General features: G+C 58.8%; 24 protein-coding genes. 19 read left to right on the forward strand and 5 right to left on the reverse strand.

Annotated features, from left to right (window positions below):
• The first annotated feature begins 39 nt into the window (after window positions 1-39).
• Window positions 40-657: a BamJ family beta-barrel-assembly machinery protein gene (bamJ, locus tag GTU76_RS07690; protein ID WP_008078561.1), complete on the forward strand. Its 618-nt coding sequence runs from the start codon at window positions 40-42 to the stop codon at window positions 655-657.
• A 143-nt stretch (window positions 658-800) separates the two neighbouring features.
• Here bamJ and GTU76_RS07695 read toward each other — a convergent pair whose 3' ends face one another.
• The 3 genes from GTU76_RS07695 to GTU76_RS07705 all read right to left on the reverse strand — a co-directional run bounded on the left by GTU76_RS07695 (window position 801) and on the right by GTU76_RS07705 (window position 2,699).
• On the reverse strand, window positions 801-1,058 hold the full coding sequence (locus GTU76_RS07695; RefSeq protein WP_180698369.1) for a PA4570 family protein: 258 nt from the start codon (window positions 1,056-1,058) through the stop codon (window positions 801-803).
• A gap of 205 nt (window positions 1,059-1,263) precedes the next feature.
• Window positions 1,264-1,605, reverse strand: coding sequence for a zinc ribbon domain-containing protein YjdM (locus tag GTU76_RS07700; protein ID WP_016986200.1), 342 nt, complete (start codon window positions 1,603-1,605; stop codon window positions 1,264-1,266).
• Window positions 1,606-1,730: 125 nt separating this feature from the next.
• Entirely contained in the window at window positions 1,731-2,699 is a 969-nt protein-coding gene (locus GTU76_RS07705) for a polyprenyl synthetase family protein (protein WP_007950962.1), read from the reverse strand.
• Between the two features lie 239 nt (window positions 2,700-2,938).
• Between GTU76_RS07705 and rplU the strand changes: the two genes are divergently transcribed.
• From rplU to GTU76_RS07730, 5 genes are all read left to right on the forward strand, one after another.
• The gene (rplU, locus tag GTU76_RS07710) at window positions 2,939-3,253 is read left to right on the forward strand and encodes a 50S ribosomal protein L21 (protein WP_003176051.1); all 315 of its coding nucleotides are present in this window, start codon (window positions 2,939-2,941) and stop codon (window positions 3,251-3,253) included.
• Window positions 3,254-3,287: 34 nt separating this feature from the next.
• Window positions 3,288-3,545, forward strand: coding sequence for a 50S ribosomal protein L27 (rpmA, locus tag GTU76_RS07715; protein ID WP_003176049.1), 258 nt, complete (start codon window positions 3,288-3,290; stop codon window positions 3,543-3,545).
• Between the two features lie 193 nt (window positions 3,546-3,738).
• Window positions 3,739-4,962, forward strand: coding sequence for an Obg family GTPase CgtA (gene cgtA / locus GTU76_RS07720; RefSeq protein ID WP_016986202.1), 1,224 nt, complete (start codon window positions 3,739-3,741; stop codon window positions 4,960-4,962).
• Window positions 4,963-5,182: 220 nt separating this feature from the next.
• The gene (gene proB, locus GTU76_RS07725; protein ID WP_180698370.1) at window positions 5,183-6,301 is read left to right on the forward strand and encodes a glutamate 5-kinase; all 1,119 of its coding nucleotides are present in this window, start codon (window positions 5,183-5,185) and stop codon (window positions 6,299-6,301) included.
• A 10-nt stretch (window positions 6,302-6,311) separates the two neighbouring features.
• Window positions 6,312-6,779, forward strand: coding sequence for a CreA family protein (locus tag GTU76_RS07730; protein ID WP_180698371.1), 468 nt, complete (start codon window positions 6,312-6,314; stop codon window positions 6,777-6,779).
• Window positions 6,780-6,962: 183 nt separating this feature from the next.
• Here GTU76_RS07730 and rpsT read toward each other — a convergent pair whose 3' ends face one another.
• A complete protein-coding gene (rpsT, locus tag GTU76_RS07735; RefSeq protein ID WP_003228351.1) occupies window positions 6,963-7,235 on the reverse strand; it encodes a 30S ribosomal protein S20 in 273 nt (90 codons plus the stop codon).
• Between the two features lie 252 nt (window positions 7,236-7,487).
• Between rpsT and murJ the strand changes: the two genes are divergently transcribed.
• The 6 genes from murJ to ispH all read left to right on the forward strand — a co-directional run bounded on the left by murJ (window position 7,488) and on the right by ispH (window position 14,999).
• Entirely contained in the window at window positions 7,488-9,026 is a 1,539-nt protein-coding gene (murJ, locus tag GTU76_RS07740; protein ID WP_016986205.1) for a murein biosynthesis integral membrane protein MurJ, read from the forward strand.
• A 129-nt stretch (window positions 9,027-9,155) separates the two neighbouring features.
• Entirely contained in the window at window positions 9,156-10,094 is a 939-nt protein-coding gene (gene ribF / locus GTU76_RS07745) for a bifunctional riboflavin kinase/FAD synthetase (protein WP_008078544.1), read from the forward strand.
• A 13-nt stretch (window positions 10,095-10,107) separates the two neighbouring features.
• Window positions 10,108-12,939 (forward strand): isoleucine--tRNA ligase, encoded by a 2,832-nt coding sequence (gene ileS / locus GTU76_RS07750; RefSeq protein ID WP_180698372.1) that lies wholly within the window; start codon window positions 10,108-10,110, stop codon window positions 12,937-12,939.
• Window positions 12,932-13,444, forward strand: coding sequence for a signal peptidase II (gene lspA / locus GTU76_RS07755; protein WP_007909836.1), 513 nt, complete (start codon window positions 12,932-12,934; stop codon window positions 13,442-13,444). The genes ileS and lspA overlap by 8 nt, the downstream gene beginning before the upstream one ends.
• A 7-nt stretch (window positions 13,445-13,451) precedes the next feature.
• Window positions 13,452-13,889: an FKBP-type peptidyl-prolyl cis-trans isomerase gene (gene fkpB / locus GTU76_RS07760; protein WP_175555644.1), complete on the forward strand. Its 438-nt coding sequence runs from the start codon at window positions 13,452-13,454 to the stop codon at window positions 13,887-13,889.
• A gap of 165 nt (window positions 13,890-14,054) precedes the next feature.
• A complete protein-coding gene (gene ispH, locus GTU76_RS07765) occupies window positions 14,055-14,999 on the forward strand; it encodes a 4-hydroxy-3-methylbut-2-enyl diphosphate reductase (RefSeq protein ID WP_016986208.1) in 945 nt (314 codons plus the stop codon).
• Here the strand turns inward: ispH and GTU76_RS07770 are convergent.
• The gene (locus GTU76_RS07770) at window positions 14,971-15,525 is read right to left on the reverse strand and encodes a GspH/FimT family pseudopilin (protein ID WP_016986209.1); all 555 of its coding nucleotides are present in this window, start codon (window positions 15,523-15,525) and stop codon (window positions 14,971-14,973) included. The two genes, ispH and GTU76_RS07770, sit on opposite strands and share 29 nt — an antisense overlap.
• A 130-nt stretch (window positions 15,526-15,655) precedes the next feature.
• On the opposite strand from GTU76_RS07770, the gene GTU76_RS07775 reads away from it, so the two are divergent.
• The 7 genes from GTU76_RS07775 to thiO are packed head-to-tail and all read left to right on the forward strand — an operon-like array spanning window position 15,656 to window position 22,421.
• Entirely contained in the window at window positions 15,656-16,129 is a 474-nt protein-coding gene (locus tag GTU76_RS07775; protein ID WP_016986210.1) for a GspH/FimT family pseudopilin, read from the forward strand.
• Window positions 16,126-16,575: a type IV pilus modification protein PilV gene (pilV, locus tag GTU76_RS07780; RefSeq protein WP_016986211.1), complete on the forward strand. Its 450-nt coding sequence runs from the start codon at window positions 16,126-16,128 to the stop codon at window positions 16,573-16,575. The genes GTU76_RS07775 and pilV overlap by 4 nt, the downstream gene beginning before the upstream one ends.
• Window positions 16,572-17,285 (forward strand): PilW family protein, encoded by a 714-nt coding sequence (locus GTU76_RS07785; protein WP_016986212.1) that lies wholly within the window; start codon window positions 16,572-16,574, stop codon window positions 17,283-17,285. The genes pilV and GTU76_RS07785 overlap by 4 nt, the downstream gene beginning before the upstream one ends.
• An 11-nt stretch (window positions 17,286-17,296) precedes the next feature.
• Window positions 17,297-17,776 (forward strand): pilus assembly PilX family protein, encoded by a 480-nt coding sequence (locus GTU76_RS07790; protein ID WP_016986213.1) that lies wholly within the window; start codon window positions 17,297-17,299, stop codon window positions 17,774-17,776.
• Window positions 17,763-20,846, forward strand: coding sequence for a pilus assembly protein (locus GTU76_RS07795; RefSeq protein ID WP_175553175.1), 3,084 nt, complete (start codon window positions 17,763-17,765; stop codon window positions 20,844-20,846). The genes GTU76_RS07790 and GTU76_RS07795 overlap by 14 nt, the downstream gene beginning before the upstream one ends.
• A 15-nt stretch (window positions 20,847-20,861) precedes the next feature.
• A complete protein-coding gene (locus GTU76_RS07800) occupies window positions 20,862-21,263 on the forward strand; it encodes a type IV pilin protein (RefSeq protein WP_016986215.1) in 402 nt (133 codons plus the stop codon).
• A gap of 57 nt (window positions 21,264-21,320) precedes the next feature.
• Window positions 21,321-22,421 carry a glycine oxidase ThiO gene (gene thiO, locus GTU76_RS07805; protein WP_180698373.1) on the forward strand — a complete coding sequence of 367 codons (1,101 nt, stop codon included), beginning with the start codon at window positions 21,321-21,323 and terminating at the stop codon, window positions 22,419-22,421.
• Window positions 22,422-22,452: the final 31 nt, after the last annotated feature.

The following is a 22,452-nucleotide window of genomic DNA, read 5'->3' on the forward strand; positions in this document are numbered from 1 at the left end:
CGGCATGTCCTGTGGCCGTCCGCACAGCGGAGCAGTGTCATGTCCGAAGTAAATCTGTCCACCGACGAAACCCGCGTCAGCTATGGCATCGGCCGTCAGCTGGGTGACCAGCTGCGCGACAACCCGCCACCGGGCGTTAGTCTGGACGCGATCCTGGCTGGCCTGACCGACGCGTTCGCCGGTAAGGAAAGCCGTGTTGGCCAGGAAGAAATGTCCGCCAGCTTCAAGGTTATCCGCGAAATCATGCAAGCCGAAGCGGCTGCCAAAGCTGAAGCCGCTGCTGGCGAAGGCCTGGCCTTCCTGGCTGAAAACGCCAAGCGTGATGGCATCACCACCCTGGCTTCCGGCCTGCAATTCGAAGTGCTGACTCAGGGCGAAGGCGCCAAGCCGACCCGTGAAGATCAAGTACGTACTCACTACCACGGCACACTGATCGACGGTACTGTGTTCGACAGCTCCTACGAGCGCGGCCAGCCTGCAGAATTCCCGGTTGGCGGCGTGATCGCTGGCTGGACCGAAGCCCTGCAACTGATGAATGCCGGCAGCAAATGGCGTCTGTACGTGCCGAGCGAACTGGCTTACGGCGCTCAAGGCGTTGGCAGCATCCCGCCGCACAGCGTTCTGGTATTCGACGTCGAGCTGCTGGACGTTCTGTAAGACCTGATTGTTGGAGCGGGCTCGGTCATGTGGGAGCGAGCTTGCTCGCGAAAGCGGTATGTTATTCAACGATGATGTTGAATGTTATGGCCTCTTCGCGAGCAAGCTCGCTCCCACAGGGCTTGCTCCGACATGTTGCATTTTCATAGTTCTATCTTGTGATGCAGCTCACTGGTCGGGCGCAACGCCCGGGCATAGCAGAACAGGAACAGATTGCGCACCAGTTCCTTGAGCACCAGCGGCTCGCTGGAATTCAGGCTGCTGACGTCCAGATCCCCTTGATCCTGCAGTTCATGCAGAGCTTCTGCTTCAAGCACCGCACAGACTTCACCGGTTTCCCGATGGAGGATTCTGAGGTAAGGGTGTGGGCGGTCCAGCCAGGCGTCGATCAAATAAGTCATGGTTCTCATCTCCTTGAAGGGTTTCAATGAGAATAATTCTTATTCATCAAATAGCAAGCGTCTATTGGCGGATTCTGAAATTTTCCGGGTAAAGATTGCGTAAGGTCAAAACGGCTGGCGTTTGGCTATTGCTTGGTTTTGCTGGGGCGGAGCGGGGAGGGCGAAGCTCCATCCCACGGCTGGCGCGGGATGGATGACAAGCGATTCAGACCTTTCTGACGAACTCGGATTTGAGTTTCATCGGGCCGATGCCGTCGATCTTGCAGTCGATGTCGTGGTCGCCATCGCACAGGCGGATGTTCTTGACCTTGGTGCCGACCTTGACCACCAGCGAGGTGCCCTTGACCTTCAGATCCTTGATCACGGTGATGGTGTCGCCGTCCTGCAGGACGTTGCCGACCGAATCTTTCTTCACGGCATCATCGGACGCCACTTCGGCTTCGCCACTGGCGGACCACTCGTGGGCGCACTCCGGGCACACCAGTTGGGTGCCATCTTCGTAGGTGTATTCGGAATTGCATTTCGGGCAGGGTGGCAACGTGCTCACTAAGGCTCCTTGGGTAGGGATCGCTAAAAGTCGCACATTGTATAGGGTTTTAATCGCAAGAGGGCAGGCAACAAAAAGCCGCAGGCTTCAAAGGAAGGCTGCGGCTTTTGCTGAGGCGGGCAGAATCAGTGCGTACGGGCGACCGCAAACTCGCTCAGTTCCACCAGCGCATCCCGGTATTCACTGGCCGGCAGCGCGTCGAGGCACTTGATCGCGCGGGCCACGTAATCACGGGCCAGTTGCGCGGTGTATTCCAGCGAACCGGACGCCTCCACGGCAATGCGGATGCTTTCCAGATCTTCGATCCCGCCTTTCTGGATCGCCTGACGCACCAGTGCAGCCTGTTCCGGCGTGCCTTCGCGCATGGTGTAGATCAGCGGCAGAGTCGGTTTGCCTTCGGCCAGATCGTCGCCGACGTTCTTGCCCAGGGTCTCGGCGTCGCCCTTGTAGTCGAGCAGGTCGTCGACCAGTTGGAATGCGACACCCAGGTGATCACCGAAAGTACGCAGGGCTTCGCTCTGCTCGGCGGTAGCACCGGCCAATGCAGCAGCGCTGTGGGTCGAGGCTTCGAAGAGCATCGCGGTTTTGCCGCGGATGACTTCCATGTAGGTTTCTTCAGTGGTGCTGGCGTCGCGCACCTTGGACAGTTGCAGCACTTCGCCTTCAGCGATGATGCGCGTGGCCTGGGACAGGATCTTCATCACCGGCATCGAGCCCAGTTCGACCATCATTTCGAACGAGCGCGAGTACAGGAAATCGCCGACCAGCACGCTCGGGGCGTTGCCCCACATGGCGTTGGCGGTCGAACGGCCACGGCGCATGCCGGACATGTCGACCACGTCGTCATGCAGCAGAGTGGCGGTGTGCAGGAATTCGATGGTGGCGGCCAAAAGGCGCATGTCGTCGCCTTCGCGACCCAGGGCCTTGCCACACAGCAACACTAATAAAGGACGCAGACGTTTGCCGCCGGCCGAGGTGATGTAATCGCCGATTTTCGATACCAGCGGTACTCGGGAAGTCAGCTGCTTCTTGATGATGCCGTCGACGGCGCTAAAATCGTCCGCCACCGCGCGGTAGAAAGCTTGGGGTTGCATCAGCGAGAGTCGCTCCAGAAGGGTTGCGCGGCATGCTAGGACCCCCATCCAGACCTGTCAAGGCGCGATAGACGGCTACTTGCAAGCCTGCGGCACCTTGCGTACAATCGCGCACCCTGAACTTCCTGGGCAGCACCTGCCTTACGCAATTGCAACGGGCCTTCCAGCCTAATGCAGCCATGCCAGCCAATACCTCTTCTTATAAAGAGCTGGGTGAGCAGGATTATCGGAGAAATACCATGTCTTATGCAGTAATCGTTACTGGCGGCAAGCAGTACAAAGTCGCCCCGGGTGAATACCTGAAGATCGAAAAACTGGAAATCGCTACCGGCGAATCCGTTACCTTTGATCGCGTTCTGTTGGTTGCCAATGGCGACGACGTGAATATCGGCGCTCCAGTTGTTGCTGGCGCTACCGTTGTGGCTGAAGTGATCTCCCAAGGTCGTCACGATAAAGTCCGCATCATCAAGTTCCGTCGCCGTAAGCACCACATGAAGCGTATGGGCCACCGCCAGTGGTACACCGAGATCAAAATCACCGGTATTCAGGCTTAATTTCAGCCTAATTCCTCACTAGGAGAATTGACTCATGGCACACAAAAAAGCTGGTGGTAGTACCCGTAACGGTCGCGACTCAGAAGCCAAACGCCTTGGCGTTAAGATGTATGGCGGCCAGAAAATCATTCCGGGCAACATCATCGTGCGTCAGCGCGGCACCCAATTCCACGCTGGCTACGGCGTTGGCATGGGTAAGGATCACACCCTCTTCGCGAAAATCGAAGGCGTGATCAAGTTTGAAGTAAAGGGCGCGTTCAACCGCCGTTACGTGAGCGTTGTCGCCGCTTAATTGCGCGATCGCTGGAAAAGCCCTGTCTCGCGACGGGGCTTTTTCGTTTGTGGGGTGAGTCTCTTGCAAAACTGTTTGTATGGGCTGTCGGCGTGCGATGCAGGTCGTGTTTTGGGGTCGCTGCGCTCATTTTTGCAAGAGTCTTATGTCTTGATTGTTTTTCGGCTCGTCCGTATGGCGAGAGGCGTTGGTTATGAAGTTTGTTGATGAAGTATCGATTCGCGTAAAGGCTGGTGACGGCGGCAATGGCGCCATGAGTTTCCGTCGGGAAAAATTCATCGAAAATGGTGGCCCGAACGGCGGTGATGGCGGTGACGGCGGTTCCATCTACATGATGGCTGACGAAAACCTCAACACTCTGGTCGACTACCGTTACACCCGGCACTTCGATGCCGAGCGTGGCTCCAACGGCGGCAGTACCGACTGCACCGGCAAGAAGGGCGAAGACTTGATCCTGCGCGTGCCGGTTGGCACCACGGTGATCGACTCCGCTACCCAGGAAGTGATCGGCGACCTGACCAAGGCTGGCCAGAAACTGATGGTAGTGCAGGGCGGCTGGCACGGCCTGGGTAACACCCGTTTCAAATCCAGTACCAACCGGGCGCCGCGTCAAACCACGCCGGGCAAGCCGGGTGAGCAGCGTGATCTGAAGCTGGAAATGAAAGTACTGGCTGACGTCGGCCTGCTGGGTTTGCCGAATGCCGGTAAAAGTACCTTCATCCGTTCCGTTTCGGCCGCCAAGCCGAAAGTCGCCGACTACCCGTTCACCACGCTGGTGCCGAACCTCGGTGTGGTCAGCGTCGATCGCTGGAAGAGCTTCGTCATTGCCGACATTCCGGGTCTGATCGAAGGCGCTTCCGATGGCGCTGGCCTGGGTATTCGCTTCCTCAAGCACTTGGCGCGTACCCGTCTGCTGCTGCACCTCGTCGACATGGCGCCGCTGGATGACAGCAGCGCACCGGATGCGGCTGAGGTGATCGTCAACGAGCTGATCAAGTTCAGCCCGTCCCTGGCTGAGCGTGATCGTTGGTTGGTGCTGAACAAGTGCGACCAGATCCTTGAAGAAGAGCACGATGAGCGCGTCAAGGAAATCGTTGATCGCCTCGAGTGGACCGGTCCGGTCTACGTGATCTCGGCGATCGCCAAGATCGGTACCGAGCGTCTGTGCCACGACATCATGCGTTACATGGAAGACCGTGCTGATCGTCTGGCCAATGACCCGGCTTACAAGGAGGAGTTGGCCGATCTCGATCAGCGCATCGAAGACGAAGCGCGCGCGCAACTGCAGGCGCTGGATGACAAGCGTGCCCTGCGTCGCAGCGGCGTGAAGTCGGTCCATGATATCGGCGACGATGATTGGGACGAAGAAGATGTGGATGACGAAGACGGTCCGGAAATCATTTACGTGCGTGACTGATTCGTTGGGTAGGAGCTGCCGCAGGCTGCGATCTTTTGACCTTCAGAAGATCGCTGGTGTGTGCTGAGTCTTCATCTCGGGGCGGTGTTATCATCGCTGCAAGCCGTTTTTCTAAGGCGCCGCTCAATCGAGCGGCGTTTTAGTATCTGGAAATCGCAAGTCACAAATAACGTCATGGGCGGCGCTGGGTCGCGCTGCCCTCAAGCTAAGGTTGAAGATGATGCGGAGCAAGGTGACAGGTGCGCAGCGTTGGGTCGTGAAGATCGGCAGCGCTTTGCTGACAGCGGATGGCAAAGGGCTGGATCGCGCGGCAATGAGTGTCTGGGTCGAGCAGATGGTGGCCCTGCATGAGGCTGGCGTCGAATTGGTGCTGGTGTCCTCCGGGGCGGTGGCGGCTGGCATGAGCCGTTTGGGCTGGACCGCACGACCCAGTGCGATGCATGAGCTCCAGGCGGCTGCTGCAATTGGTCAGATGGGCTTGGTGCAGGCGTGGGAATCGAGCTTCGCCGAGCATGGCCGGCACACGGCGCAGATTCTCCTGACTCACGACGATCTGTCCGACCGCAAGCGCTACCTCAATGCTCGCAGTACTCTGCGTACATTGGTCGAGCTGAAAGTCATCCCGGTCATCAACGAAAACGATACCGTGGTCACCGACGAAATCCGTTTCGGCGACAACGATACGCTGGCGGCGCTGGTGGCCAACCTGGTCGAGGCGGATCTGCTAGTGATCCTTACCGATCGCGACGGCATGTTCGACGCTGATCCGCGCAACAATCCGGATGCGCAACTGATTTACGAGGCGCGCGCCGATGACCCGAGTCTGGATGCGGTCGCTGGCGGTACCGGCGGTGCGTTGGGTCGTGGTGGCATGCAGACCAAGTTGCGCGCAGCGCGTCTGGCCGCGCGTTCCGGTGCGCACACCATCATCGTTGGTGGGCGTCTTGAGCGTGTACTTGACCGCCTGAAAGCGGGTGAGCGCATCGGCACCTTGCTGTCACCCGAGCGCGGCATGCTGGCGGCGCGCAAGCAGTGGCTGGCCGGGCATCTGCAAACGCGCGGCACGCTGGTGCTGGATGACGGTGCAGTGTCAGCGCTGTCCAAAGGCAACAAAAGTCTGCTGCCCGTCGGTGTTAAGTTGGTGCAGGGCAGTTTCCGTCGCGGCGAAATGGTGGTCTGTGTGGCGCCTGACGGTCGTGAGATTGCTCGTGGCCTGGCCAACTACAGTGCGCTGGAAGCGCAAAAAATCATCGGTCAGTCGTCAGATGCGATTGTCGGTTTGCTCGGTTACATGGCTGAGCCTGAGCTGGTTCACCGTGACAACCTGATTCTGGTTTAAGGAGAATTCGATGCGTTTAGCGAAAGGATTGTTGGGCTTGCTGATGGCGATGCCATTGCTTGCCTCGGCCGAAGAAATCGGTCAGGTGTCGACGGTGTTCAAGTTTGTCGGCCCGAACGACCGTATTGTCGTTGAGGCTTTTGATGATCCGAAAGTCGAGGGTGTGACCTGCTACTTGTCGCGCGCCAAAACTGGCGGTGTGAAGGGCGGTTTGGGCCTGGCTGAGGATCGCGCGGAAGCGTCGATCGCTTGCCGCCAGGTCGGCCCGATCAGGTTCAAGGGTGATCTGAAAGATGGCGATGAGGTGTTCAAGGAGCGCACGTCGCTGGTGTTCAAGACCATGCAGGTGGTGCGTTTCCTCGACAAGAAGCGCAATACGCTGGTGTATCTGGTCTATAGCGATCGCTTGATCGAGGGCAGTCCACAGAATGCCGTGACCGCCATCCCGATCCTGCCATGGGTGCCCGTCCAGCAGTAACGCCGCAAATCCAACTGTAGGAGTGAGCCTGCTCGCGATGGAGTTGTATCAGTCAATATATGCATCGACTGATACAACTCCATCGCGAGCAGGCTCACTCCTACATTTTTTTGCGCTGGATTCACCAAATTTCAAGCATAAAAAAACCGACCCTAAGGTCGGTTTTTTAATGACTACGTCGGATTAAGCAGCTTCTTTCAGCGCTTTGACGTGGCCATTCAGGCGGCTCTTATGGCGAGCAGCCTTGTTCTTGTGGATGATGCCTTTATCGGCCATACGGTCGATAACTGGCACAGCCAGAACGTATGCAGCTTGAGCTTTTTCAGCGTCTTTTGCGTCGATGGCTTTAACTACATTCTTGATGTAGGTGCGAACCATGGAACGCAGGCTGGCGTTGTGGCTGCGACGCTTCTCAGCCTGTTTTGCACGTTTTTTGGCGGAAGGTGAGTTGGCCACCGTCGAGCTCCTCGAAAGACTTTTTAGGAAATAGCAAACAAAATAGGCCGCGAATCATGCCGATGAGTTGAAGTCTTGTCAAGGGCACTTGAAACGTTCCGCTAAGTGGTAGGTATAAAGAGGCGGGATATTTATTTCCGGCGCTTGACCTGTAAACTCGCGAGCTTTGGCTCTGTGCTGCTGCGGCGTGGAGTATCGCACAAGTAGGCGCTTTGTTCGCCTGCTGTTTATCGACAGGCACAAATTCCCTCAATGAATCTGCTCAAATCGTTGGCCGCCGTCAGCTCTATCACGATGCTTTCCCGGATTCTGGGCTTTGTTCGTGACACGCTGATTGCTCGTACTTTCGGCGCCGGGATGGCGACGGACGCCTTCTTTATTGCCTTCAAACTGCCCAATCTGCTGCGGCGTATCTTCGCTGAAGGCGCGTTCTCTCAGGCATTCGTGCCGATTCTCGCTGAATACAAAAGCCAGCAGGGTGAAGAGGCGACCCGAACCTTTATTGCCTATGTGTCGGGTTTGCTGACACTGGTATTGGCGGTAGTGACGGCGCTGGGCATGATCGCTGCGCCCTGGGTGATCTGGGCTACTGCGCCCGGCTTCACTGATACACCGGAAAAATTCCAGCTCACCTCGGATCTGTTGCGGGTGACCTTCCCCTATATATTGCTGATCTCGCTGTCCTCGCTGGCCGGTGCGATTCTCAATACCTGGAACCGTTTCTCGGTGCCGGCCTTTGTGCCGACGTTGCTCAACGTCAGCATGATCGTGTTTTCGCTGTTTCTCACGCCGTACTTTGACCCGCCGGTGATGGCGCTGGGCTGGGCGGTGCTGGTAGGTGGTCTGGCGCAGTTGCTCTATCAACTGCCGCACCTGAAAAAGATCGGCATGCTGGTGCTGCCGCGCCTGAATCTGCGCGATACCGGCGTCTGGCGCGTGATGAAGCAGATGCTGCCGGCGATTCTCGGCGTCTCGGTCAGCCAGATTTCGCTGATCATCAACACCATCTTCGCCTCGTTTCTGGTGGCAGGCTCGGTGTCGTGGATGTATTACGCCGACCGCCTGATGGAGTTGCCATCCGGCGTACTGGGTGTGGCGCTGGGCACAATCCTGCTGCCGACATTGGCGAAAACCTATGCAAGCAAGGATCGCCATGAGTATTCGCGGATTCTTGATTGGGGTCTGCGTTTGTGCTTTGTATTGGTGCTGCCGTGCTCGCTGGCGCTGGGGATTCTCGCCGAGCCGCTGACTGTTTCGCTGTTTCAGTACGGTCAATTCAGCGGCTTTGACGCCGAAATGACCCAGCGTGCGCTGATTGCCTACTCTGTCGGCCTGCTTGGGATTATTGTGATCAAAGTGCTTGCGCCGGGCTTTTATGCGCAACAGAACATCCGGACTCCAGTAAAAATCGCAATCTTCACGCTGGTCGTTACTCAACTGTTCAACCTCGTTCTGATTGGTCCGCTGGCTCACGCCGGTCTGGCCTTGGCAATCAGTGCCGGTGCCTGCCTGAACGCCGGATTGCTGTTCTATCAACTGCGCAAGCAGCAGATGTATCAGCCGCAGCCGGGTTGGGCCAAGTTCGGCTTCAAACTGGTGGTGGCAGTGGCGGTGATGTCCGTGGTGCTGCTGATCGGCATGCATTTCATGCCGCCATGGGATCAGGGGCACATGCTTGAGCGCTTCCTGCGTCTGGGCGCATTGGTTGCGGCGGGCGTGGTCGCTTACTTCGGCATGTTGCTGCTGCTCGGTTTCCGCCTGCGTGACTTCAATCGCAAGGCCTTGAGCTAAGGTTTTACCCTTTATAAACAGGCGCGGGCCGGCAGTTTTGTCGGCTCGTTCACTTTGCGTTACGGTGTTGCCTGTCGTCGACCGTCGGGTGTGGTTATAATCGACCACTTTATGAGCAAGAAGCGCGTTATGCAGCTGGTTCGAGGCCTCCACAACTTGCGCCCCCAGCATCGGGGCTGCGTCGCCACTATTGGCAACTTTGACGGTGTTCACCGTGGTCACCAGGCTATCCTGGCCCGACTGCGTGAGCGTGCACTCGAGTTGGGCGTACCCAGCTGCGTGGTGATTTTCGAGCCGCAGCCACGGGAATTCTTTGCCCCCGAGACCGCGCCGGCGCGTCTGGCACGGTTGCGCGACAAGCTGCAACTGCTGGCCGCTGAAGGCGTTGACCGGGTGTTGTGCCTGGCGTTCAACCAGCGCTTGAGCAAGCTCAGCGCCAGCGAGTTCGTCGACACCATCCTCGTTGATGGTCTCGGCGTGCAGCATCTGGAGGTCGGTGACGACTTCCGCTTCGGTTGCGACCGCCTCGGCGATTTCGACTTCCTGCTGCAGGCCGGGCAGATGCATGGTTTCACTGTTGAAGCCGCGCAAACCGTCGAGCTGGACGGGATTCGCGTCAGCAGCACGCAAGTGCGCAACGCGTTGGCTGCCGCCGATTTTGCCTTGGCCGAACGTTTGCTCGGCCGCCCGTACCGGATTGCCGGTCGCGTGCTGCATGGCCAGAAACTGGCCCGGCAACTCGGTACGCCGACTGCCAACATTCAACTCAAGCGTCGTCGCGTGCCGTTCACCGGGGTGTACCTGGTGGATGTCGATATCGACGGCAAGACCTGGCCAGGTGTCGCCAATATCGGCGTACGGCCCACGGTGCAAGGTGATGGCAAGGCCCACCTTGAAGTCCATCTTCTAGATTTTGCCGGCGATCTGTATGACCGGCGTTTGACGGTGGTTTTCCACCAAAAGCTGCGTGAAGAGCAGCGCTTCGCCTCCCTGGAGGCATTGAAAACGGCGATCAATGCGGATGTCGCCACCGCCCGTGCACTAGCCGCACCTAGCGCCCATCGCTAATGAAGAGCCTTAAATGACCGACTATAAAGCCACGCTTAACCTTCCGGACACCGCCTTCCCAATGAAGGCCGGCCTGCCACAGCGCGAACCGCAGATCTTGCAGCGCTGGGACAGTATTGGCCTGTACGGAAAGTTGCGCGAGATTGGCAAGGATCGTCCGAAGTTCGTTCTGCACGACGGTCCTCCGTATGCCAACGGCACGATCCACATCGGTCACGCACTGAACAAGATTCTCAAGGACATGATCATCCGCTCGAAGACCCTGTCGGGTTTTGACGCGCCGTACGTTCCGGGTTGGGACTGCCACGGCCTGCCGATCGAGCACAAGGTTGAAGTGACCCACGGCAAAAATCTGGGCGCGGACAAGACCCGCGAACTGTGCCGTGCCTACGCCACCGAGCAGATCGAAGGGCAGAAGTCCGAATTCATCCGTCTCGGCGTGCTGGGCGACTGGGCCAACCCGTACAAGACCATGGACTTCAAAAACGAGGCCGGTGAAATCCGCGCCCTCGCCGAAATCGTCAAGGGCGGTTTCGTGTTCAAGGGCCTCAAGCCTGTGAACTGGTGCTTCGACTGTGGTTCGGCCCTGGCTGAAGCGGAAGTCGAGTACGAGACCAAAAAGTCCTCGACCATCGACGTCGCCTTCCCGATCGCTGACGAAGCCAAACTGGCTGCTGCGTTCGGCCTGCCGTCGCTGAGCAAACCTGCGTCGATCGTGATCTGGACCACCACCCCTTGGACCATCCCGGCCAACCAGGCGCTGAACGTTCATCCGGAATTCAACTACGCGCTGGTTGATGTCGGCGACAAGCTGCTGGTGCTGGCTGAAGAGCTGGTCGAAGCCTGCCTGGCGCGCTACAGCCTGGAAGGTTCGGTCATCGCCACCACCACTGGTAAAGAACTCGAGCTGATCAACTTCCGTCACCCGTTCTATGACCGTCTGTCGCCGGTGTACCTGGCTGACTACGTCGAACTGGGCGCTGGCACCGGCGTGGTTCACTCCGCTCCTGCCTACGGCGTGGACGACTTCGTGACTTGCAAGAAATATGGCATGGTCAACGACGACATCCTCAACCCGGTGCAGAGCAACGGCGTGTACGCGCCGTCGCTGGAATTCTTCGGCGGCCAGTTCATCTGGAAGGCCAACCCGGCCATCGTCGACAAGCTGACCGAAGTCGGTGCGCTGATGCACACCACCGTCATCGAACACAGCTACATGCACTGCTGGCGCCACAAGACCCCGCTGATCTACCGCGCCACCGCGCAGTGGTTCATCGGCATGGACAAAGAGCCAACCAGCGGCGACACCCTGCGTGTGCGCTCGCTCAAAGCCATCGAAGACACCCAGTTCGTTCCGGCCTGGGGCCAGGCGCGTCTGCACTCGATGATCGCCAACCGTCCGGACTGGTGCATCTCGCGTCAGCGTAACTGGGGCGTGCCGATCCCGTTCTTCCTCAACAAGGAAAGCGGCGAACTGCACCCACGCACCGTTGAGTTGATGGAAGAAGTCGCCAAGCGCGTTGAAGTCGAAGGCATCGAAGCCTGGTTCAAGATGGACGCTGCCGAGCTGCTCGGCAACGAAGCGCCGCTGTACGACAAGATCAGCGACACCCTCGACGTCTGGTTCGACTCGGGCACCACGCACTGGCACGTCCTGCGCGGTTCGCACCCGATGGGTCACGACAGCGGCCCGCGCGCCGATCTGTACCTGGAAGGTTCCGACCAACACCGTGGCTGGTTCCACTCGTCGCTGCTGACCGGTTGCGCCATCGACAACCACGCGCCGTACTGCGAACTGCTGACCCACGGTTTCACCGTCGACGAAGCCGGCCGCAAGATGTCCAAATCGCTGGGCAACGTGATCGCGCCGCAGAAAGTCAACGACACCCTGGGCGCCGACATCATGCGTCTGTGGGTCGCTTCGACCGACTACTCCGGTGAAATGGCGGTTTCCGACCAGATCCTGCAACGCAGTGCGGACGCCTATCGTCGTATCCGTAACACCGCGCGTTTCCTGCTCTCGAACCTGACGGGTTTCAACCCGGCCACCGACATCCTGCCGGCTGAAGAAATGCTCGCGCTGGATCGTTGGGCGGTAGACCGCACCTTACTGCTGCAACGCGAGCTGCAAGAGCACTACGGCGAATACCGTTTCTGGAACGTCTACTCGAAGATCCACAACTTCTGCGTGCAGGAGTTGGGCGGTTTCTACCTCGACATCATCAAGGACCGTCAGTACACCACTGGCGCCAACAGCAAGGCCCGTCGTTCGGCGCAAACCGCGCTGTTCCACATCTCCGAAGCGCTGGTGCGATGGATCGCGCCGATCCTCGCTTTCACCGCCGACGAACTGTGGGAGTACCTGCCGGGCGAACGCAACGAATCGGTGATGCTCAATACCTGGTACGAAGGTCTGACCGAACTGCCGGCCGACGTTGAACTGGGCCGCGACTACTGGGAACGCGTGATGGCGGTCAAAGTAGCGGTGAACAAAGAGATGGAAATCCAGCGTGCGGCCAAAGCCGTCGGTGGCAACCTGCAAGCCGAAGTGACGCTGTACGCCGAAGACGCCCTGAGCGCCGATCTGGCCAAGCTGAGCAACGAGCTGCGCTTTGTTCTGATCACCTCGACCGCCAGTGTTGCGCCGTTTGTACAGGCTCCGGCCGATGCGGTAGTGACTGAAGTCAGCGGCCTGAAGCTGAAAATCGTCAAGTCGGCCTTCCCGAAATGCGCCCGTTGCTGGCACTGCCGTGAAGACGTTGGCGCGAACCCGGAACATCCGGAAATCTGCGGTCGTTGCGTCGACAACATCAGCGGCGCTGGCGAGGTTCGTCACTATGCCTAATGCCGTTGGCCGTTTTGGACGGTTGAGCTGGCTGTGGTTGAGCTTGCTGGTGCTGGTCATCGACCAGGCCAGCAAGTTCTACTTCGAAGGCAAGCTCGAAATGTTCCAGCAGATCGTGATCATTCCCGATTACTTCAGCTGGACGCTGGCTTACAACACTGGCGCTGCCTTCAGCTTCCTGGCTGACAGCTCCGGCTGGCAGCGCTGGCTGTTCGCCCTGATCGCGATCGTTGTCAGTGCGGTGCTGGTGGTCTGGCTCAAGCGTCTGGGTCGTAACGAAACCTGGCTGGCGGTCGCTTTGGCGCTGGTGCTGGGCGGCGCGCTGGGTAATCTGTATGACCGCATCGCCCTGGGCCATGTGATCGATTTCATTCTGGTGCACTGGCAGAACCGCTGGTACTTCCCGGCGTTCAACTTCGCCGACAGCGCCATCACTGTTGGTGCGGTGATGCTGGCACTGGATATGTTCAAAAGTAAAAAGACCGGAGAAGCCGTTCATGACTGAACAGGTATTGGCTGAGCAACGCATCGGCCAGAACACGGAAGTCACTTTGCACTTTGCATTGCGCCTGGAGAACGGCGACACCGTCGACAGTACGTTCGACAAAGCCCCGGCGACCTTCAAGGTCGGCGACGGCAATCTGCTGCCGGGTTTCGAAGCGGCGCTGTTCGGCTTCAAGGCCGGCGACAAGCGCACGCTGACCGTCGAGCCGGAAAACGCTTTCGGTCAGCCGAACCCGCAGAACGTGCAGATCATTCCGCGTTCGCAATTCGTCGATATGGAGCTGTCGCCGGGTTTGCTGGTGATCTTCAACGATGCGGCCAATACTGAGTTGCCGGGCGTGGTGAAAGAGTTCGACGACACGCAAGTGACCATCGACTTCAATCACCCGCTGTCGGGCAAGACGCTGACCTTTGACGTCGAGATCATCAACGTCAAAGCGATCTAACTGACTCTATGAAGTCAAATGTGGGAGCGAGCCTGCTCGCGAATGCGGTGTGTCAGCCAACAGTAATGTTGCAGGTGATGGCCTCTTCGCGAGCAAGTCGAATCGTCGCACCGTCGCTCCCACAGTGTTTTTAACTGTTTTCGCGCGCAAGACACGAGGCACAGCATGCAAATCAAACTCGCCAATCCCCGTGGCTTCTGCGCCGGCGTGGACCGGGCGATCGAAATCGTCAACCGCGCCCTGGAAGTCTTTGGGCCGCCGATCTACGTGCGTCATGAAGTGGTGCACAACAAGTTCGTCGTCGAAGACCTGCGCAGTCGCGGAGCGATCTTCGTCGAAGAGCTGGATCAGGTGCCGGACGACGTCATCGTGATCTTCAGTGCGCACGGCGTCTCCCAGGCCGTACGTACCGAAGCCGCTGGCCGTGGCCTGAAAGTCTTCGACGCCACCTGCCCGCTGGTGACCAAGGTGCACATCGAAGTGGCCAAGTACAGCCGCGACGGTCGCGAATGCATCCTGATCGGCCACGCCGGTCACCCGGAAGTCGAAGGCACCATGGGCCAGTACGACGCCAGCAATGGCGGCACGATCTACCTCGTCGAAGACGAAAAAGACGTGGCCGAGTTGCAGGTGCACAACCCGGAAAAACTGGCTTTCGTTACCCAGACGACGCTGTCGATGGACGACACCAGTCGCGTCATCGATGCGCTGCGCACGCGCTTCCCCGCCATTGGTGGCCCGCGCAAGGACGACATCTGCTACGCCACGCAAAACCGTCAGGACGCGGTCAAGCAACTGGCTGACGAGTGTGACGTCGTGCTGGTAGTCGGCAGTCCGAACAGCTCCAACTCCAATCGTCTGCGTGAGCTTGCCGAACGCATGTCCACACCGGCATACCTTATCGACGGCGCCGAAGACCTGCAGAAGAGCTGGTTCGATGGCGTTGAGCGTATCGGCATCACCGCCGGTGCCTCCGCGCCGGAAGTGCTGGTGCGCGGCGTGATTCAGCAATTGCAGGCCTGGGGTGCGACCGGTGCCGATGAATTGGCCGGGCGCGAAGAGAACATCACGTTCTCGATGCCTAAAGAGCTGCGCGTACGTTCGATCTGACGCTTTTGTTCTTTTGACACAGCGCCTGCTCAGCTTTTTCGCTGGCCAGGCGCACGCGACCGGTCGCCGCCAGCACCACCTGGAGCTGGCTGATCGGCTCGTTTACCGAGCAGATATGTAGTTTTCCTGCCTGAAACATTCGTCCGGGCATCAGCGGCTTACCCAGGCTGCCAAACCTTATATAACGACTCACCCACCAGTTACCGGCAATTGGAATTCGCTGATCGCTCGCGCGTTCGACCAGCAGTGGATTGCTGCTGTCCTCCGGCCCCTTGCCGCTGATATCCAGAATGATTCGCCAGCCCCGGCTCCAATCGCCGTCGATGCCATGGATGACCACGCTTTGATTGTGCGTGATCGCTAACGTTCGAGCATTGCGAATACCGTCGAGCAGCGATTGCGCAGCCTGATGGCGATGGTTCGACTCGGTGAGCGCGGCAAACGCCGGACTGACCAACAGCAGAACAATTGCGCCAATCGCCAGTCCCATAAGCAGTTCTATCAGGCTGAAACCCTGTTGCGGCATGAAAACTCCCTCCGTGGAGTGTGATGAACGGCGCGCTCCGTGCGCCGGGCAGGGCAAATCAACCGACGCGGGCCGGTTGAATGTTCTAGCGTGTAGAAGCAGGTATAGCCGACGGCAACGGAGGGCATCGATGGATCTTCGTACAAAAGGTTTCACGCTGATCGAGTTGTTGGTCGCGGTCGCGATCTTCGTGATCCTCATTACCCTGGCAGTGCCGGCGTTTACCCGTTCGATACAGGGCAGCAAGGCCGACACCGAAATGGGCGACCTGCAACGGGCGATCAATTTCGCCAGGCTCGAGGCCATCGACCGTGGTACGACGCTGCGCCTGCGTCCGACCGCTGGTGGCAGCGTCTGGACCGGTGAACTGGCGGTCTACGACAGTACTGGCAATCCGGCCAATGTGTTGCGGGTTGTTCCCGCGATGAGCAGCGGCGCGACTCTGACGCTACCCTCAGGAGTGACCGCACTGGATTTCAACAACCTTGGCGGTCTGGCGGCACCGTCGACGGCGGTGGTCATCAGTTACACGTTGGGAACGCAAAGCAGGACGCTGAACGTGTGCTTGAACGGACGAATTCAACTGGGTGGAAGTTGCGGATGAGGGCAGGGAGTAAAAGCGCAGAGGAGGGCATGACGCTGATCGAGGTGCTGGTCGCGTTGCTGATTCTGACGGTCGGGCTGCTGGGGGCGGCGGCGGTGCAACTGAATGCGCTGAAGTATACCGACAGCTCACGGATGACCAGTCAGGCCAGTTTCATCGCCTACGACATGATGGACCGCATCCGCGCCAACTCCGGCGCCGACTACACCGTCACACCGCCGACCTCGGGCAATCTCAGCGTTGCACGGGATCAGGATCTCTACGACTTCACCACCAATATCATCAATTTCGGCGGTCCGACGGCGACCGGCAGCATTACCCTCAATCAACGGGTCTACACCATCACCATCAACTGGAGCGACGCACGGGCAGCCAACACCGCCAATGCTCAACGCAGTTTTGTCCTGACCAGCCGCGCGGCTGTTGATCCTGTGGCGACACCATGACGCGCCATCAGCGGGGTTTCGGCCTGATCGAGTTGCTCATTGCCCTCGCACTGGGCTTGATCATTGTGCTGGGGGTCGTGCAGATTTTCATTGCGGCGAAAAATACCTACGTCAGCCAGAACAGCGCCGCGGCGATGCAGGAAGACGCGCGTTTTGTGCTGAGCAAAATGATTCAGGAAATTCGCATGGTCGGGATGTTCGGCTGTCTTGGCAGCATCACCGATTCGAGCAGCGCAGGTGATTTCAACGCCTCGCAGATCACACCGATCAGTTGGGACAATGCCAGCCTCAAACTGACGCTGGTCACTGCCGATATTGGCAGCGGCGGCGGCACGCCGACCTGGACAGTGGTTTCCGATTGCCGTAACAGCGCAACGGCCTATACCGGGTTGCGATCTGCGGCGAGCGGGCAGATCGCCTTTCCGATCCGGCGTCTGATCTACAGCTTCAGCAACAATCAGATTCTCATGGGCACCGGCAGCGGCACACCGACTCAGCAGGTGTTGGTGAACAACGTCAGTGCTTTCAACGTCACTTTTGGTCTGGCCAGCTCGGCGACGGATGTGGCGGCCTCGACGTATAGCGCCAATCCCAGTGATCCGGCACGCATTCGCAGTGTGCGCCTGAGTCTGACTCTCACCGACCCCAACAGCCGGGTCGCCACGCAAACCTTCAATGTGGTTGCCGCTTTGCGCAACCGCTTGCCGTGAGGGCCGGGGTGATGCGGATTTCTTTTCATGACCGGCAAGCGCAACGCGGCATGGCGTTGCTGGTCAGTCTGGTGTTTCTGCTGTTGCTGACGTTGATTGGTCTGTCGTCGATGCAAAGCGCCAACCTGCAGGAAAAAATGGCCGGCAGCGTGAGTTTGCGTAATCAGTCTTTTCAGACCGCCGAGGCGGCGTTGCGAGTGGGGGAGAGTGCGGTTCAGCTTGATACCTACACCTTGGCGGTGTGCAGCGGCACGACGCAATGCGCACCGCCGGCGGAATCATCGGTGGTCAGTGCGGCGGGGCTCAATTCAACTTCGGGGGTGACGTGGATCGCTTCCGGTAATGGTTTCTATGGTGTGCAGAATATCGGCACCACACTGACGGCTGTGAATGTACCAAGTAATATCTCGGCGACGTTGTATCGAGTCACTGCCGTCGGCATCGCCGGCACTTCGCGTAGCGTTGTGGAGAGTGTCTATGCGAAGTATTGAGCGCTATGGGTCGCTGCTGTTCGGCATGCTGATGAGCTTTTATCTGGCTGCGCCGGCGTATGCGTTCACGCCGTCTGATTCGCCGCTGTTGAGTGCGGCAGCGGTGCCACCCAACGTCATGCTGCTGATCGACGACTCCGGGAGTATGAACAGCATTATTTATGCGGCCGGATTCGATCCGACGGCTGATCGCACGCCGGCGCGGCAGTGCAACGCATTGCTCGGCTTGTGTCTGAGTTCGACGACTATCACTGGCGACACGATCTTTCTGTCGAGTCTGCCAACCTCCGGGTGCTCCGGCGGTGCCTATGCGTTCTACAACAACAGCCTGGCGCCGTTGTGCCTGAAACTGCCGGACCCGGTGGGCAGCGGCAACACACGCTATTCAGGCGATTACATTTCCTACTTGGTCAGTCTGGCAATTAACAACGGCACGCGCGATTTCACCACCGGGACGATTCCCAACGACTACCGCATCAATGTCGCGCGCAACGTCTCCACGGCATTGGTCAGCAGCAACCGCACGTTGCGTATCGGCCTGTCGACATTCAATCCGGCTACCAGCAATAACTCGGGGAATGGCGGTTTCATCGCCCGCTCGATCAGCGATCTGTCACCGGTCAGCGGCAGCGTGACCCAGGCACAGGCCGACACCAACTACAATGCACTGATCTCCTCGATCAACGGCTTGAGCGCAGTGGCCAACACGCCATTGGCGGAAACCTATTACGAAATCACCCGCTACATGCGCGGTATGGCGCCGTACTACAACAGCACGCCGACTACCTACACGAGCCCGATTCAGTATCGCTGCCAGAAAAACTACGGCGTGGTGATTACCGACGGTCTACCCACTTTCGACCGAACCTTCCCGACTAACGACCCGTTGGGCGGCAGCCGTTTGCCGAACTGGGACGGCGTCAACAATGACGGCAACAATCTCAATGGTGACAACGAAGGGGACACGCTGTATCTGGATGACATCGCCAAGTTTGCCTTCGACATCGACATGCGCTCGACCGGTACCGACGCAGCGGGCAAGAGCTGGAACGCAGTGGATTTTCCCAAGCAGAATATGAACACCTACACCGTGGGCTTCACCGCCGATAACGACATGCTCTCCGATGCCGCCAGTTATGGGCTGGGCAAGTATTACCAGGCGACCGACAGTACGGGACTTAACGCCGCCTTGTCGTCGGCATTGAGTGACATCACCTCCAAGGCCGGCTCCGGCGGCGCAGGCGTTGCCAGTGGAACTACGCTAACCACTAGCAGCAGTTTTTATCAAACCACTTATGACCCCAAGGACTGGCGCGGCACGATCAAGTCGTTCGGCTTCACCTCGACCGGGACGGTCAATACCTCGACGGCGCAGTGGACGACCGACACCACCATCGTGCCATCCGCCACCGCCGCGACCTTTCAGTCGTGGAACACGCTGAGCAACGCAGCGGTAACCCTAGCTTACGGCAACTTTTCCCCGGCCCAGCAGACCACGCTTAGTCAGGGATTGCCAACCGGCATCAGCGGCATTGATCTGGTGGAGTGGAGCAAGGGCACGAACAAGACCGGGCTGAAAGTGCGCAGTGTGCTGCTCGGCGACATCATCAATTCGCCGCTGGTGCTGGCGTCGCCATCAGACAAAACCGCCTCCGATCTTTCCGGGGACACCAGCTACAGCACTTATCTGGCCACCAAGGCTGCGAATATGAACACCAGCCTGGTGGTCAACGCCAACGATGGTTTCGTCAACGTGATCAATTCGGCGAACGGTACTCGCCGTTACGCCTACATGCCGTCCAGTGTGCTGCCGTCATTGCGCCTGATCGCTGACACCAACTACGTCAACGGTGTGAGCCACAAGTTTTTGGTGGACGGTCAGGTTGGGGTATTCGACGCGCAGTCCGGCACTGCGTGGAAAACCCTGGCCATTGGCGGCACCGGAGCCGGGGGTAAAACATTCTACGGGTTGCAACTGTTTGATGCGTCTGCGGGCAATGTGATCAAGGCGTTGTGGGAAGTCAGTGCGCCGGCCACCGCCAGTGCTGCGAACGCATTCAATGATCTGGGGTATGCCTACGCCCGTCCGGAAGTGGCACGCTTGGCCAATGGTCGCTGGGCGGCATTCATTGCCAACGGCTACGGCAGCAATTCAGGCGTGGCAGCCCTGTATGTACTGGATGCGCTGGACGGTTCGCTGATCAGGAAAATCGTTATCGACAGCACGGAAACCACCAACGGTTTGTCGTCGGTGAAACTCAAGGTCAACTCTTCGAATGTGGTGCAGGCCGCTTACGGTGGCGACTTGAAGGGGCGGTTATGGAAGTTCGACCTGAGTGCCACGTCCTCTGATAGTTGGGGCGTGGCGTTTTCCGGCAAGCCACTGTTCACCACGGCGGGCGGGGCGACTCAACCGATCACCGCGCAGCCGTTACTGGCGGATAACGCGCTGGGCGGCAAACAGGTCTTCGTCGGTACCGGCAAGTTCAACGAAACGGCCGACAAGACCAACAAGGATTTGCAGGCGTTCTATTCCGTGTGGGACGCCGATGGAGGTTCTGGTCAACTGACTGTCAGCAGTTTGCAGTCGCAGGCGATCACCGGATCATTCACCGGCAGCTCTGGACAGTTTCTGACCACAACGCAGAATGACACGACGTATCCGGCGGAGAAGGGTTGGTATCTTCCGCTGGTGTACAACAACGTGCTGACCGGCGAGCGGGTGATCAATCAGGCGAGTATCGTGCTGGGCCGTATTGTCTTTACCACGGCGAGTGTTGATACCACTGATCCCTGTGCGAGTTTTGGTACCGGCAAACTGGTCGAACTGGATGCGTTCAGCGGTAAGATGCTCAATTACGCCGTGCTGGACACCAGCTCTGACGGTTTGGTCGACAGCAATGACTCGATCTCCAGCGGAGTGATATTCACCGGTGGCATTCCGACCCTGAACTTCGTCTCCAGCGACGGCAAGCGCAAGGGGACGACCGACACCAGTGGCACCATCACGATCATTGTGGAGAAGGGCGGCGGCGGCAGTCGTCGTATCATGTGGCGACAAATACAGTAAGCGAGAGTTTGAGGCATGCGCAGATTCAACCGAGGTTTCACCCTGATCGAAATCATGATCGTGATTGCGATCATCGGGATCGTTATCACCATCGCTGCACCGAGCTATACCGAGTACCTGAAAAAGGGCCGTCGCGCCGAAGTGGTGTCACTGCTCTCGGAGCAAGCGCAGAGCCTCGAGCGTTTCTACACCAAGAACAATGTCTACACCGGTATCACCGGACTCAGCACGGGCAATGATTTCTACACCCTCACCCCGACCATCGCTGACCAGACCTTCCTGCTGACCGCTACCCGTAAAACGGGTACCTCCATGGCCACCGACAAGTGCGGGGATTTCACCCTGACCAACACCGGTATCCGCAGCATGAACAACGCGACCACCGGGCTGACCACCAAGGATTGCTGGGGCCGCTGAGGCGCTTTCTTTCGAGTGCCTTTTGCGCTCGCTGTCTTTTTTACGGTTGGAACAAACATGACCAGGCAACAGCAAGTGGTGATTGTCGGTGGCGGGGTGATTGGCCTGCTGACCGCCTACAACCTCGCCTCCGAAGTATGCAGCGTGGTGCTGCTCGATCGCTCGAACCTCGGCCAGGAATCGTCCTGGGCGGGCGGCGGTATCGTTTCGCCGTTGTATCCGTGGCGCTATAGCCCGGCGGTTACCGCACTGGCGCACTGGTCGCAGGACTTTTATCCACAGCTCGGCGAGCGTTTGTTTGCCGATACCGGGGTTGATCCTGAAGTTCATACCACCGGCCTGTACTGGCTGGACCTGGACGATGAAGCCGAGGCACTGGCGTGGGCCGAGCGAGAAAATCGCCCGCTACGGGCTGTGGATATCTCGGCGGCGCATGACGCGGTGCCGGTGCTTGGCGGCGGTTTCTCCCGGGCGATTTACATGGCTGATGTCGCCAACGTACGCAATCCGCGACTGGTGAAATCACTGAAAGCGGCATTGCAGGCACTGCCGAACGTGACGATTCACGAACAGTGCGAAGTCAGCGCGTTTGTCCGTGAGGGCGCGCAGGTCGTCGGCGTCGAAACCTCCAGCGGTGTGATCAAAGGTGATCAGGTCGTGCTGACGGCCGGTGCGTGGAGCGGCGATCTACTCAAGACGCTGGATCTGACGCTGCCGGTCGAACCTGTCAAAGGGCAGATGATTCTCTACAAGTGCGCGGCGGATTTTCTGCCTAGCATGGTTTTGGCCAAGGGGCGTTATGCGATCCCGCGTCGCGACGGCCACATTCTGATTGGCAGCACGCTGGAGCACGAAGGCTACGACAAGACGCCGACCGATGTGGCACTGGAAAGTCTCAAGGCTTCGGCAGTGGAGTTATTGCCAGCGTTGGCCGATGCCGAAGTGGTCGGGCACTGGGCAGGGTTGCGCCCGGGATCGCCGGAGGGCATTCCGTACATTGGCCGGGTGCCGGGGTTTGACGGGTTGTGGTTGAACTGCGGGCATTACCGCAATGGGCTGGTGCTGGCGCCGGCGTCGTGCCAGCTGTTTGCCGATGTGATGCTGGGAAGGGCGCCGATTATTGATCCAGCGCCGTATGCGCCTGAAGGCCGCATTTAGTCAGATATTTCTCTGGTGCCTGGCAGGCCGC

Origin of the sequence: Pseudomonas crudilactis (genome assembly GCF_013433315.1) — a bacterium.
In the GTDB taxonomy this organism is placed as follows: domain Bacteria; phylum Pseudomonadota; class Gammaproteobacteria; order Pseudomonadales; family Pseudomonadaceae; genus Aquipseudomonas; species Aquipseudomonas crudilactis.